This window comes from Microbulbifer sp. ABM4_008, from assembly GCF_056311705.1.
Map to the genome: position 1 here is coordinate 3,465,354 of NZ_CM149970.1, position 12,976 is coordinate 3,478,329.

13 protein-coding genes are annotated in these 12,976 nt (G+C 51.1%); 6 read left to right on the forward strand and 7 right to left on the reverse strand.

Annotated elements, in window-relative coordinates; all coding sequences use genetic code 11:
* The first annotated feature begins 16 nt into the window (after window positions 1-16).
* The 4 genes from dinB (at window position 17) to ACYX4J_RS15075 (ending at window position 2,975) form a co-directional block, all read left to right on the forward strand.
* Window positions 17-1,093 (forward strand): DNA polymerase IV, encoded by a 1,077-nt coding sequence (gene dinB / locus ACYX4J_RS15060; protein ID WP_476176948.1) that lies wholly within the window; start codon window positions 17-19, stop codon window positions 1,091-1,093.
* Window positions 1,094-1,366: 273 nt separating this feature from the next.
* Window positions 1,367-1,894, forward strand: a complete 528-nt coding sequence (locus ACYX4J_RS15065) for an RNA polymerase sigma factor (protein ID WP_444912463.1) — start codon at window positions 1,367-1,369, stop codon at window positions 1,892-1,894.
* Window positions 1,895-1,907: 13 nt separating this feature from the next.
* On the forward strand, window positions 1,908-2,372 hold the full coding sequence (locus ACYX4J_RS15070) for a hypothetical protein (RefSeq protein ID WP_444898121.1): 465 nt from the start codon (window positions 1,908-1,910) through the stop codon (window positions 2,370-2,372).
* A gap of 75 nt (window positions 2,373-2,447) precedes the next feature.
* Window positions 2,448-2,975 (forward strand): hypothetical protein, encoded by a 528-nt coding sequence (locus tag ACYX4J_RS15075; protein ID WP_476176949.1) that lies wholly within the window; start codon window positions 2,448-2,450, stop codon window positions 2,973-2,975.
* An 89-nt stretch (window positions 2,976-3,064) separates the two neighbouring features.
* Here the strand turns inward: ACYX4J_RS15075 and ACYX4J_RS15080 are convergent, their stop codons facing one another.
* From ACYX4J_RS15080 to ACYX4J_RS15105, 6 genes are read right to left on the reverse strand one after another with little or no spacing between them, the layout of a single operon-like run.
* Window positions 3,065-3,523 carry a MaoC family dehydratase gene (locus tag ACYX4J_RS15080; RefSeq protein ID WP_476176950.1) on the reverse strand — a complete coding sequence of 153 codons (459 nt, stop codon included), beginning with the start codon at window positions 3,521-3,523 and terminating at the stop codon, window positions 3,065-3,067.
* Between the two features lie 49 nt (window positions 3,524-3,572).
* On the reverse strand, window positions 3,573-4,349 hold the full coding sequence (locus ACYX4J_RS15085; protein WP_413664910.1) for an SDR family NAD(P)-dependent oxidoreductase: 777 nt from the start codon (window positions 4,347-4,349) through the stop codon (window positions 3,573-3,575).
* Between the two features lie 2 nt (window positions 4,350-4,351).
* Complete coding sequence (locus ACYX4J_RS15090) at window positions 4,352-5,128, reverse strand: SDR family oxidoreductase (RefSeq protein ID WP_282931833.1); 777 nt, start codon at window positions 5,126-5,128, stop codon at window positions 4,352-4,354.
* A 24-nt stretch (window positions 5,129-5,152) separates the two neighbouring features.
* Window positions 5,153-6,205 (reverse strand): phosphotransferase, encoded by a 1,053-nt coding sequence (locus ACYX4J_RS15095; RefSeq protein ID WP_476176951.1) that lies wholly within the window; start codon window positions 6,203-6,205, stop codon window positions 5,153-5,155.
* Entirely contained in the window at window positions 6,198-7,430 is a 1,233-nt protein-coding gene (locus ACYX4J_RS15100; RefSeq protein ID WP_413664908.1) for an acyl-CoA dehydrogenase family protein, read from the reverse strand. The genes ACYX4J_RS15095 and ACYX4J_RS15100 overlap by 8 nt, the downstream gene beginning before the upstream one ends.
* A gap of 14 nt (window positions 7,431-7,444) precedes the next feature.
* Window positions 7,445-8,119: a histidine phosphatase family protein gene (locus tag ACYX4J_RS15105; protein WP_475708435.1), complete on the reverse strand. Its 675-nt coding sequence runs from the start codon at window positions 8,117-8,119 to the stop codon at window positions 7,445-7,447.
* Window positions 8,120-8,227: 108 nt separating this feature from the next.
* Between ACYX4J_RS15105 and ACYX4J_RS15110 the strand changes: the two genes are divergently transcribed.
* Together ACYX4J_RS15110 and ACYX4J_RS15115 are read left to right on the forward strand one after the other, a co-directional pair.
* Complete coding sequence (locus ACYX4J_RS15110; RefSeq protein WP_476176952.1) at window positions 8,228-9,121, forward strand: LysR family transcriptional regulator; 894 nt, start codon at window positions 8,228-8,230, stop codon at window positions 9,119-9,121.
* Window positions 9,122-9,346: 225 nt separating this feature from the next.
* A complete protein-coding gene (locus tag ACYX4J_RS15115) occupies window positions 9,347-11,383 on the forward strand; it encodes an oxidoreductase (protein ID WP_413664906.1) in 2,037 nt (678 codons plus the stop codon).
* 84 nt (window positions 11,384-11,467) lie between these two features.
* On the opposite strand, the gene ACYX4J_RS15120 is transcribed toward ACYX4J_RS15115, so the two are convergent.
* Entirely contained in the window at window positions 11,468-12,733 is a 1,266-nt protein-coding gene (locus ACYX4J_RS15120) for an MFS transporter (RefSeq protein WP_444915917.1), read from the reverse strand.
* Between the last annotated feature and the right edge of the window lie 243 nt (window positions 12,734-12,976).

The following is a 12,976-nucleotide window of genomic DNA, read 5'->3' on the forward strand; positions in this document are numbered from 1 at the left end:
TGTATATAATCACAGCATGAGAAAGATTATCCACTGTGATTGTGACTGCTTCTACGCTTCGGTCGAAATGCGTGACGATCCCAATCTCCGTGGACGCCCCTTGGCCGTTGGAGGCAGTAGCGACCGCCGCGGAGTGATCTCTACCTGCAACTATGAAGCCCGCAGCTATGGGGTTCGCTCCGCAATGCCTACCGCCCAGGCCAAGAAACTGTGCCCTGATTTGATTGTAGTACCCGGCAACATGGCTAAGTACCGGGAGGTCAGCGTGCAGATACGGGAGATATTTCTCGACTACTGCGATGATATTGAGCCCCTATCCCTGGACGAAGCCTTCCTGGATGTCACCGACAGTGGCCGCTGCCACGGCAGCGCTACCCTAATCGCTGAGGAAATCCGGCAACGGGTGCGCGATACCCTGGGTATCACTATTTCTGCCGGGGTGGCCCCGAATAAATTCCTGGCCAAAATTGCCAGTGATTGGCAGAAGCCTGACGGATTGACAGTCATTACGCCGAGCGAGGTCGATCAATTTGTTTTGCGCCTGCCTATCAACAAAATACATGGCGTGGGACGGGTGACCGCAGAGAAAATGCATCGACAAGGCATTCGCACTTGCGCGGATTTACGCAATTTTTCACAAGTTGAACTGAGTAAGAAGTTTGGCAAATTTGGCCGCCGCCTTTACGACCTTTGCCGTGGTGTTGACGATCGCCCGGTAAGCGGCGATGGCTCCCGCAAGAGTGTTAGTGTCGAGCGCACCTTTCGCGAAGACTTATCCAGTTTTGACGAATGGCTGGAACAGCTGACAGAGCTGTATATGCGCCTGCTGGAGCGGCTGGAAAAACTCGGCGATCGTTACGAAGTAAATGGTGTCACCGTTAAACTAAAGTACGCAGATTTTACTACCAGCACCCACGAGCGCAGCAGCCGTGCCGGGCGCATTTCTGAATTCCGCCAGCTACTGCAGGAGTGTCGAGAAAAACGCCCTGCTCCCATCCGCCTTCTTGGGGTAGGCCTGCGACTCACAGACCTCCGGGCGGGGAAAGGCCCTGTTCAATTGCCACTACCCTTGCCGGAGCAAGCCTCTTTTTGACGTTTGATTGCTTAATTAGGCGCATCATCACTTATTGATAAATCTGGCGTTGGCCCTTACCCGAGCAACCACCTCTCAAACCAGGGGCAACTATACTTCGCAAGCCCGAAGATTCGTATCTGTCGTACCGTGACATCGGCTGAAATTATAAGTACTGGCCAGAAAATAATTGCGACGCAGAACCATACTACAATCTTCTTTATTGACGCCGCATAAACCAATACTCGGCCAGTGGTTCGAGGCGGGATAATTTGCGTACGGAGGCTCAAGACATTGTCTCTCAAAGAGTTACGCCAGCTATCTGACGAGGCGCTATTCCAATACTACAAGGAGTCGCGCAAACCTGCTGTGTTCCGTCAACTCTACGGCCGTCATAAAGACTCCCTGTATCGCTACTGTATGCAAATGGCGCCGTCTTCATCCACTTTACTCTTGCAAAAACTCTGGCGTGGTCTTTTGGAAAATCCGCCAGAATTGCACGGGCGCCTGCTTAAAAGTTGGCTTTACATCCAAGTCAATAAATTGCTCAAGCTTGAGGAATTTTCCAGTTCGAAGAAATCCGCGCAAGAGTCTCCCCAGCAGAATAGAATTCTCGCAGCGATTCAAAATTTACCTTCTCAATTGCGCAATGTTTTATTACTGCATATGGAATGCAAGCTGCCACTGGCAACCGTGGCTGACATCGAGCAGCTCTCTCTCAATAAATGCCGCACCCTATATCATCGCGCCCGAACCGCATTGGACGAAGCGATATACGGTTCGGAGAGAAGACCTTGGCAAGTAGAAGTTATCGAAGAGTAATCGAGTTAATGCTATGAGCAATTGGGAAAATCAATATTTTAAAGAAGCCGAGACGTTGACTTCCCCGCAGCAGCTGGATGACGATCTATATAAAACAGCCCAAACCTATAAGCCGAAAGTAAACGTCAATCATTTACTCTCTCGTGCAACAGTAAGTTGTAGCCTGGTAACCGCCTTGCTATTGCTTCTTCATCCAGCTCAACACCTGGGTGCCTTCACTCACAAAGCAAATTCCACCGAGCAGCATTTGTACGAGCCGGCGTTAAGGGATTGGAAAGAAACTGTGATGGCAGTTACCCCAGCGCCAGATCCCTGGCTCGCACTACGCAATCAGGTAAATAGTGGCGAGTATGTTGCCTTGTGCCACTATTGGCGGGCAGAACAGCAGGATGCAAGTGAAGAATCCCTACCCGATGAATTACGTAAAAGTGCTAAGCGTCACTGCCGAATTTTATCGAGCACGGCTTCAAGGAGCTAGAAACAACTGATATCAAGTTCAAGCGGCCAGTTCGAATTCTCACTTCCTATACAGTCTCAACTTAGCCACTACACTGTGGTAGGCATCTACGGTGCCGGTGGTCCTTCTGCCGGAGAAAATCCGGTACTAAAGTCGGTAATAAACCAACTTCAAGGGCGGATATTCTCCCACACACGAAAGCTAACTATTTACCGTTACCTTAAAAATGGGGTTTCGCGCAAAAAAGCAGCGATATTGTTTGGCTACAGCAGAGGGGGAAATGCTGCGATAAAAATCGCCAATGCACTTGGTCGGCAAGGCATCTCTATACAATGCCTGGTGATATTTGATGCCCACAGCATCAATGACAAAAGAAAATTCAAACTCAAATATGACAATATCAAAAGGGCTTACAACTTCTTTCAAAGAAACCCCAGAACCGCCGGAAAATATGGCTGGTGGGGTATAAACCCCTACTGGGGATGCACCCTATTCTCACCATTTATCGAAGTCCAACAATTTGACTTTACTGGCGAGTACTACAAAAAAGGTATTCCCGCTTCTCACTTGAATATTGTTCGCATGGGTCTCAACACCCTTAAACAACAAGAAACATTTATGTAAACTCGCCTTAAAAAACTCTCAAACAGATCGAAACCACCACTTTCCACTGCGACTTAGAAAAATGGTGGTCCGGCCTTATACTGATCCCACTAGGTAATCTGCAGAAAAATCCACTCTGCAACTAAAGCTGGCTTCGCCTCACCCTCAATTTCCATAGTTACCATCAGCTTAATTTGATACTGGGACTCTTTTTTCTCCGTAATATCCAGTATTTTCCCGGAGACGCGCACCCGGCTACCGGTCTTTACCGGGTTGATAAAGCGGACTTTATCCAAACCATAATTCACCCCCATATAAGCACCTGTAACCGTTATCTGTAGAGCACCTACAAAATAAGGCAGCAGTGACAGTGATAGAAAACCATGGGCAACCGTTCCACCAAAAGGTGTTTTCGCAGCGGCCTCTGGGTCTACATGAATAAACTGTCGATCCAAGGTGCACTCAGCAAAGCTATCAACTCTCTGCTGGTCAATTTCAAACCAGTCTGTGGGCTCTGTTTCAAAACCAACGTAATAGCCGAGGCTATCAGGTGAAATTTCTACAGGCATCGAAGGCTCCTTTTCGATTCTCTATTCGCTTTCTCAGCGACTCCCGACCTCAATAGGCCGAGAGGCCGCCATCTACCGCCAATGCCTGCCCGGTAATGTAAGTCATTTTTGGGGAAACCAGCATCAACATGGCCGCTACGACTTCTTCCGGCTTACCCAGGCGTTTCATCGGGCAACCCTCAGCGAGAAACGCTTGAACTTGTTCAGGGCTAGCATCTTCAGTTGCAATATCGGTAACCATCGGGGTCAGACAATAGAAGGGGCAAATCGCGTTTACACGGATACCGTACTTGGCGTTTTCCATCGCTGCCGTTTTGGTCAGGCCGATCACACCATGTTTTGCCGCTGCGTAAGAGGCTATCTTGGGAGCACCGCCCAGCCCCGCCATAGAGGAAACATTCAGTACAGCTCCACTGGTCATCTTCAATAGGGGCAACTGGTGTTTAAGCCCCAGGAAAACCCCCTTAAGGTTAACGTTGTACTGAAGATCCATCATAGCCTCATCTGTCTGCTTGAGAGACATCATCGGAGGCGCGATTCCAGCATTGTTAACAGCGATATCCAGCTGTCCAAACTCTGACTGAGCCAATTGCGCCAGAGCAGCGCAATCAGACTCTTGGGAAACATCACAGCGCTGGGCGCGCACAGCAATATTTTGGCTTCCCAGTTTGTCCGCCAACTGCATCAAGGCCTCTTCATTGATATCTCCCAATACCAAACGAGCACCCCGAGAACCAAGTTCCTCTGCTAGTAATTTTCCGAATCCACTGGCAGCGCCGGTAATCAATGCGACTTTATCGCTAAAATCGAGAATTGGATCATGCATGGTTAAATCCCCCCACAAGAAGTCAAACCACCATCCACAACGACACATTCGCCGGTCGTATAACTGGAAGCATCGGAGACCAAGTACAAAACTGTACCCGCCATCTCTTCCGGCTCCGCATGGCGGTGCATGGGAATATGGCCAACCGCAGTTTTATAAATATCCTCGTGGGAAAACAATGCCCCGGCGAATTTGGTTTTTGTAAGCCCTGGTAGTAAAGCATTCACCCGGATATTAAATTGCGCACACTCCTTGGCAAACGCTTTGGTCATATTGACCACCGCCGCCTTGGTAATTGAGTAAATACCCTGCCCAACACCCGGCTGCAAGGCATTCACTGAGGCGGTATTTACAATAACGCCACCACCCTGCTCTCGCATCAATTTGCCGGCTTCTACCGACATAAAGAAATAACCGCGTATATTGACCTCTACCGTCTTTTCGAAGGCCGCTAGATCAGTATCAAGAATATGGCCAAAATAGGGATTAGTCGCCGCATTGTTGACCAAAATATCCAAGCGACCAAATCGCTCGCGAATATCGCCAATAACCTGCTGGATATTATCCATGTTGCCAATATGGCAGGGGATCGCATCGGCACAGCCACCAGCATCCACAATTGCATCGGCTACGGCCTGACACCCCTCAATTTTTCTGCTGGAAACCAAAACATGGGCACCCTGCTCAGCCAAAAGTTTTGCAATGGCCTCACCAATACCTCGACTGGCACCCGTTACCAGGGCAATTTTTCCCGAGAGATCAAAAATATTCTTTGCCATTTCTTATCCTTATAATTTCAGAAGTTAACCGTTAGCAGCGATATCCAATGCAGCTTGTGCGAGGGGTTCTACCAGGGCTCCCAGTTTTGCCGCATTTTTATTGGAGGCATTGCCGTCTTTTGCACGCTTCACCACCCCCTGAACAATCGCTGCCAGGCGAAAGAAGCTAAAAGCCAGATAAAACGGCCAATTATCAATCCCATCAATACCCATTCGCTGGCAGTATTTGGCCACATACTCTTTTTCGGAGGGGATGCCCAAGGCCTTTATATCCAAGCCTAATAGGCCGGACATTTTGTCTTTGCCAGCGGGCATTCGCATTTGCATACACTGGTAAGCGAGGTCGGCATAGGGATGTCCCAGAGTGGAAAGTTCCCAATCCAAAAGCGCTATGACCTTGGGCTCCTGAGGATGGAAAATCATATTGTCGAGCCGGTAATCACCGTGCACCAATGCGATACGCCCATCATCATCCGGTAAAACGTCACCCAACCAGGCCATCAACTCATCCATCGCGGCAATGGGCTCCAGCTCAGAGGCTCGATATTGAGTGCTCCAGCGGTCCAGCTGCCGCTGGAAGTAATTACCTGGTCGGCCGTAATCCGAAAGGCCTACGGCATTAATATCCAAACTGTGCATGGCCGCCAGTACACGATTCATTTCATCGTACATAGCACTTCGCTGCTCGGCGTCAACTTCCGGCAGTGCCGCGTTCCAAAATATCCGGCCCTCACAATATTCCATCAAATAAAACATAGAACCGATTAGGTCCCGGTCCTCACAGAGGTGCAATACCTTGGGCACCGGCACATTAGTATCGGCGAGTGCCGACATTACCCGGTACTCCCGATCTACGGCATGGGCAGATTTCAATAACTTGCCTGGAGGCTGGCGTCGCAAAACATATGATCGCGCCGGGGTCTGCAACTTGAACGTGGGGTTAGACTGGCCACCGGGAAATTTGGTGACCGTTACAGGCCCACTGAAACCGTCGACTTTGCCGGACAAATATTCTTGCAGTCGCTCAACAGGCAGCTCTTCCACAGAGCTGCGCAAATTGTTTACCGTCTCAGTCACTGAGTCCTCCATGATTTTCTGCGGCGGCATAGTGAGCTGCCAGGTTCCTGCCCAACTGCATCATATGGACTTGATCGGGACCATCCGCCAGACGGATGGTCCGAGCATAGGCATAGTGATGGGCGAGACTGTAATCCTGCCCCAATCCCGCGGCGCCGTGAATCTGTATGGCGCGATCTATCACCTTACAAGCCATCTGTGGCGCGACAATTTTTATCATCGCGATTAAATCTTTGGCCGCCTTATTGCCCAACCGATCCATTTGCGCAGCGGCCTTCAGAGTCAGCAGGCGTGCCTGCTCGATTTCGCAAGCAGATTTGGCAATATCTTCCCGCACCGATCCCTGCTTGCTCATCGGGCGGCCAAAAACAATGCGCTGCTCCGCGCGTGCCGACATCATCTCCAGCGCTCTTTGAGCCTGGCCAATTAAGCGCATACAGTGGTGTATCCTGCCCGGCCCCAAGCGTCCCTGGGCAATTTCAAAACCGCGCCCCTCTCCAAGAATTAAATGGCTTGCGGGCACCCGGACATTTTCGAAAATCACTTCCGCATGCCCTTCCGGTGCATCGTCATAACCGAATACCGTCATCGGGCGAACTATTTTGACTCCAGGCGTATCGGTGGGTACCAGGATTTGCGATTGCTGCTGGTGACGATTGGGATTTTCCGGGTCAGTCTTACCCATCACGATCATCACTTTACAGCGTTTATTCATCAGGCCACTGATATAAAACTTGTGGCCGTTAATAACGTAGCTATCGCCATCGCGGGTAATCGACGTTTCGATATTAGTGGCATCGGAGGAGGCAACCCGGGGTTCGGTCATAGCAAATGCAGAGCGAATTTTTCCATCCAAAAGCGGGGTTAACCATTGTTCCCGCTGGGCCTCAGAACCGTACTGAGCCAAAACTTCCATATTGCCGGTATCCGGGGCATTACAATTAAATACCTCCGATGCGAAAAGCACTTTCCCCATTTCCTCAGCCAGGGGTGCATACTCCAGGTTATTGAGCCCAGCACCGTAACGGGAATCTGGTAAAAACAGATTCCAGAGTTCCGCTTCCCGGGCTTTAATCTTTAATTCTGCCAAAATCGCCGGCTCTCCCCAGCGATCCTCCTGCAACTGCTGCATAAATATCGCTTCGGCGGGATAGATATACTCCTGCATAAAATTTTGCAGGCGTTCCAGCAGTCCTTTTACTTTATCTGAGTATTCAAATTCCATCGCTACCTGCCCGATCAACTGTAAGTGATATGTTCGTGACGCCCATCCCGATCCAGGTGCGGCACATGATTGAAACTGTGCAGACTGATATTTTCTGCACTGAAAAATAAACGGCTAACGGCTGTGTTTTGGATTTGCATATTGAGATTGGCGACGGTGGAAATTGAGCCGCCCAATATTTGCGTCAACATCATGGCAATGGCACCGCCCGAACTAACAACCAAGGTTCGGCTGCCTTTGGGGCTATCACAAATGTTTTTAAGCGCATCTGCGATTCTGGCTTCAAAATGCGACCAGGTTTCCGGTGGACTGATCTCACCGGCGGCCCAAGCCAGCATCCCCTTCTTCAGGAATCGATAAAAATCGGCGCGACTGGCACCTGCTCCCGGTGCCCGATCCGGGTATAGTTCGCTGTAATGCTTGGCAACCGCTAGAAAATCAAATTCATTAAGCTGGGTGAGTACACTGCGGGTATTTTCACCGGGGATTTCCAGCCCCTCGCAAATGCCGTCCAAAGTTTGCCGGTGCCGGGTTAGGTTGCCACACAGCAACCGGTCGAAACGAATACCCTTATCCCGCCAGTATTCACCCAACCAGCGCGACTGTTGCCAGCCGGTATCGGAGAGATTGTCATAGTCATCGGCCCCAAATGAAGCCTGTCCGTGACGTACCAGAATAAATTCAGCCACCTATTTCCCTCCCCTTTTGATCTCCCCAACCCTATCCCCAGCATTTGAATCATCAAAGTTTATTATGCGAATATTGAATCATTCATGAGAGTGATGACGGTGGCAGCAATGCAATTACAGCGAATCGACATGAACCTCTTTCCCGTGCTGGAGGCGATATACGCAACCCGAAACCTGACTCGTGCCGCTGAGCAACTGCACATCACCCAGCCGGCTGTCAGTAATGCTCTGGCACGACTTCGCCGTACGTTAGACGACCCACTATTCACTCGCAGTCCCACCGGTATGGCACCGACGCCACTGACTGAAAGTATTATGCCGAAGGTCCAGGAAGCTCTTTCTCTACTGGGGGCAAGCCTTAGCGAGCAGCGTCACTTTGTGCCACAGGAAGCCAGAAAAACCTTGCGCCTCTCCATGAACGATATGGCGGAGACTTTCCTTTTACCCAGGCTGCTGGAAGTGCTGGAGCAGGAGGCCCCAGGTATTACTGTCGAGTCTTTCCAGGTCCCAAGGGAGCAGCTGGTCAAGGAACTGGCCGCCAACACGCTGGACTTTGCCCTGGATGTTCCCGTACCCACTTCCCCACAGATAAAACAACAGCGACTGATGAACGATCGCTACCTGTGTATGTTGCGCCAGGATCACCCCTTGGCGGATTCCGCCAGCCTTACCCTGGAACAGTACCTGAAGCTGGAACATATCCATGTCTCCAGCCGTCGCAGTGGTCCTGGCCTGGAAGATATTGCCCTGAACAAGTTAGGGCGCCGTCGCAATGTGAAATTGAGGGTCCAGCACTACCGGGTCGCACCGTTAGTGGTATTGAGAACCGACCTGGCACTGACAGTCCCCGCCAGCCTGGCGCGACAGTACTCAGCCCGATTGTTTGAGCTTCCGTTTCAAATACCTCAAATGGACTGGCACCTGCTGTGGCATAAAAATCAACACGACGACCCAGCCAATCAATGGCTGCGAAACAAGTTGGTAAGCTTGGTAGAGGAGTAAATGAGCCTCTGTATACGTCGAGACAGGGAACCCTTAAAAAACACTTTATTTATAGATGAGAATGGGACGCATCAAGGTTAGATAGGGCCCGTAATTGATCACTGAATTCGACCGGTTAAGTCACTGTTTCACAGTGGGCCGTCTTGTTATCCTGCTGGGCAACGATATGCACTTTTTTGCATATACATAAATGAACCCTAAAGGTTACAAGAAGAGAAATTTGCCATGTCCCAAGCCTACCCTAATATGCTTGCCCCCCTGGACCTGGGCTTCACCACCCTGAAAAACCGGGTGCTGATGGGCTCCATGCACACCAACCTGGAAGAACACCCCAATGGCTTCACCCGTTTGGCGGCCTTTTTTGCCGAACGTGCCCGCGGTGGCGTTGGCCTGATTGTAACCGGTGGTATTGCCCCAAACGAAGAGAGTGGCGTATTCCAGGGCGCTTCGAAGATGACCACTTCGGAAGAAGCCCAGCAGCACCGCGAAGTCACCGATGCTGTTCACGCTGAGGGCGGCAAGATCTGTATGCAGATCCTGCACACCGGCCGTTACGCCTACAACGAAAACCTGATTGCACCCTCTCCCATCCAGGCGCCGATCAACCCCTTCACCCCGCGCGAATTGACCAGCGAGGAAATCGAAGGCCAGATCGATGACTATGTACGCTGCGCCACCCTGGCTCGCGAAGCCGGCTATGACGGTGTGGAGATCATGGGCTCCGAGGGTTACTTTATTAACCAGTTCATCGTGAAACGCACCAACAAGCGTACCGATGAATGGGGCGGCTCCTTCGAAAACCGTATCCGCCTGCCGATCGAAGTTGTGCGCCGCGTACGGGAAGCCGTCGGCGAGAACTTTATTATTATTTACCGCCTGTCCATGTTGGACCTGGTGGAAGATGGCAGTGACTTCGATGAAGTAGTGGCTCTGGGGCAGGCTATCGAAAAAGCTGGCGCTACAATTATCAATACCGGTATCGGCTGGCACGAAGCGCGCGTTCCCACTATTGCCACCAGTGTTCCCCGCGCGGCATTTACCGATATCACCGCCAAGGTGAAAAAGCACCTGTCTATCCCGGTAGTTGCCAGCAACCGTATCAATGTGCCGGAAGTCGCCGAAGAAGTTCTGTCCTCCGGCCAGGCTGACATGATCTCCATGGCACGCCCCTTCCTGGCAGACTCTGAGTTCGTCAACAAAGCCGCCGAAGGCCGCGCCGACGAGATCAACACTTGCATTGGCTGTAACCAAGCGTGTCTGGACCACACTTTCCAGCTGAAACTGACCTCCTGTCTGGTAAACCCCCGCGCTTGTCACGAAACCGAATTGAACTACCTGCCTACCGACAACGTGAAAAAGGTAGCTGTAATCGGCGCCGGCCCTGCGGGCATGGCCGCATCTACCGTTGCCGCAGAGCGTGGACACGAAGTAACCCTGTTCGAAGGCAGCGATAAGATTGGTGGCCAGTTCAATATCGCCAAGCAGATCCCCGGCAAGGCAGAATTCCAGGAAACCCTGCGCTACTTTAAGCGCCGCCTGGAAGTCACCGGTGTTGAAGTAAAACTTAATACCATTGCCACAGCGGAAGACCTGCAATCTTTTGATGAAGTGATTATTGCTACCGGTATCGAGCCGCGCACTCCACCGATCCCCGGCATTGAGAGCGATAAAGTCCTGGGTTACCTGGATGTACTGAAGCACAAGAAGCCGGTTGGCGAGAAGGTTGCCATTATCGGTGCCGGCGGCATCGGCTTTGATGTAGCGGAGTACCTGACCCACGATGGCCCCCACTCCACTGAAGATGAAGTGGTCGCCAGCGATAAGGAAGAGTTCTTCAACGAATGGGGTGTCGATATTGCCCTGGAGAATCGCTCCGGCCTGAAGCCACGCGAAGCAGTAAGCTCTCCGCGCCAGGTATACCTATTGCAACGCAAAACCACCAAAGTGGGCGCGGGCCTGGGTAAAACCACCGGCTGGATTCATCGCGGCAGCCTGCAGCATCGCAAGGTAGAGATGATTGCTGGTGCCCTTTACGACAAAATTGACGATAAAGGCCTGCATATCCGCGTTGGCGAAGAGGAAAAGGTACTGGAAGTCGACAATATTATTGTCTGCGCCGGTCAGGAGCCTGCACGCAAGCTATACGAAGCTCTGCAAGAGCGCGGCGTAACCACCCACCTGATTGGTGGCGCTGATGAAGCCGCAGAACTCGATGCCAAGCGCGCTATCGACCAGGGCTCTCGTCTCGCTGCCGAGATCTAATCTCCCGGCGATCACAATATAAAATACCCCCGCCAATTCGAATTGGCGGGGGTATTTTTTTGCCCTTAAATTCTGTGTCCCGTGCTAGGAGACATTGGCAACTCGATCCGCGACTACCGTTCCCTCAGGCTCAGGCCACTCAGGGCGAGACAGATACTCGGTAAGACGATAGAGCACGAACACAACTCCACATAACGCCACTAACAAGCCGTATAAGGCCGGGCCACTCCACCATTGAATAATCACTCCACCAATTAATGGCGCCATCGACCAGCCAATGGCATAAAAGGAAGAGGCCCCAAAATAGGTACCGCGTAAATGGGATGGTGCCAGCCGGTCAATTTGAATGCTCATGGTTGGAAACAAAATTGCCTCAGCCAGGCTCAAAATAAAAGTCGCTCCGAGCCAACCCCAAAACCAATCTACCGGATTTAGGGCATACCAAATCTGGGAGATCGACAAAATACCCAACCCAATCACAATACGAGTGTTAATGGCCAGCGGCCCCATTAACTTCATAATGGGAAACTGCAGTAATACTATCGTCGACGCATTAACAAAGATCATGCTGGATATCAGCTCTACTAATCCCGGCGCTTCAGCGCGGGTGAGGTATTGCACCAAGCTTGAATCCATATGCGCATAGATAAACAGCGTTAAAATATTCGCAATAATCACCACCAGAAATACCTGATCACGGCGCAATACCGAAAGCGTATTTCCCAGAGATACGCCCGCATCCCTTTGCTTACTCGCTAAACGCCCGCTCTCAGTTCTGGCAAAACCCCAAACAAAGGCCAGGGCTAAGAGTAGGTAGCTGAGAGAGGTGAGCCCAAAGGTGGATTGCTGTGCACTCAAACCGGCCCAGACACCTACAATCGGCCCCAGCGCCGCCCCCACATTAATCAGGAAGTAGCGGAATTGCAGCGCCAATTCACGGCTGGCTTGATCGTCAATTAAGTCGCCTATCAGCGCACTCGCCGGCGGCTCCCACACCGCACGACCAATAGCACACAGGGTCATCGCACAGATAAATCCTGCCAAGGTTTGCGTCACAGCCAACAAGGCAAAGGAAAAAATACTCACAATACAGCCAAGCAATAGCATATTGCGACGCCCATAGCGATCCGATAGCGCACCGGTAAAGAAGCCCAACACAGCAGCACCAACGGCAGATGCACTCAGGATCAAACCAATTTCAGCCGCGCCGAGGTGAAACTTTTCAAATAGAAGGATGGCCAGGAAAGGCCAGACCATAAAATAAGTTCCACGGCTAAAAAAACTGCCAATTAAAATAATCCAAACTAACGGAGGGAAGCTCCTCAAGCTTCTCCACCACTTCCCATTCATGGTTACTACTCCAATAGATTCACTGCCAACAATTCGATAGAGGCACCTGTCCTGTATGGTTTAAGTTGACTGGTTCCAGATAAAAGAATGGCGCTAAGGCCACTCGGCGAGTGCCCGAAAGACATTGGTACAAATACAAACCCGGAAGGTTCTCTCACTATTCGGCCAAGGTGCCCATCTTTCTGGGGAGGGCAAGCAGCCTACCTCAGAAAATTAAGAGGCAGACAAAGAAGAGTTTCAGTA

Bases quoted from the DNA above. Each gene is read 5' to 3' on its own strand.
- dinB (WP_476176948.1), top strand. From the start codon at position 17: ATGAGAAAGATTATCCACTGTGATTGTGACTGCTTCTACGCTTCGGTC.
- ACYX4J_RS15070 (WP_444898121.1), top strand. From the start codon at position 1,908: ATGAGCAATTGGGAAAATCAATATTTTAAAGAAGCCGAGACGTTGACT.
- ACYX4J_RS15080 (WP_476176950.1), bottom strand. From the start codon at position 3,523: ATGCCTGTAGAAATTTCACCTGATAGCCTCGGCTATTACGTTGGTTTT.
- ACYX4J_RS15085 (WP_413664910.1), bottom strand. From the start codon at position 4,349: ATGCATGATCCAATTCTCGATTTTAGCGATAAAGTCGCATTGATTACC.
- ACYX4J_RS15090 (WP_282931833.1), bottom strand. From the start codon at position 5,128: ATGGCAAAGAATATTTTTGATCTCTCGGGAAAAATTGCCCTGGTAACG.
- ACYX4J_RS15100 (WP_413664908.1), bottom strand. From the start codon at position 7,430: ATGGAATTTGAATACTCAGATAAAGTAAAAGGACTGCTGGAACGCCTG.
- ACYX4J_RS15110 (WP_476176952.1), top strand. From the start codon at position 8,228: ATGCAATTACAGCGAATCGACATGAACCTCTTTCCCGTGCTGGAGGCG.
- ACYX4J_RS15115 (WP_413664906.1), top strand. From the start codon at position 9,347: ATGTCCCAAGCCTACCCTAATATGCTTGCCCCCCTGGACCTGGGCTTC.
- ACYX4J_RS15120 (WP_444915917.1), bottom strand. From the start codon at position 12,733: ATGAATGGGAAGTGGTGGAGAAGCTTGAGGAGCTTCCCTCCGTTAGTT.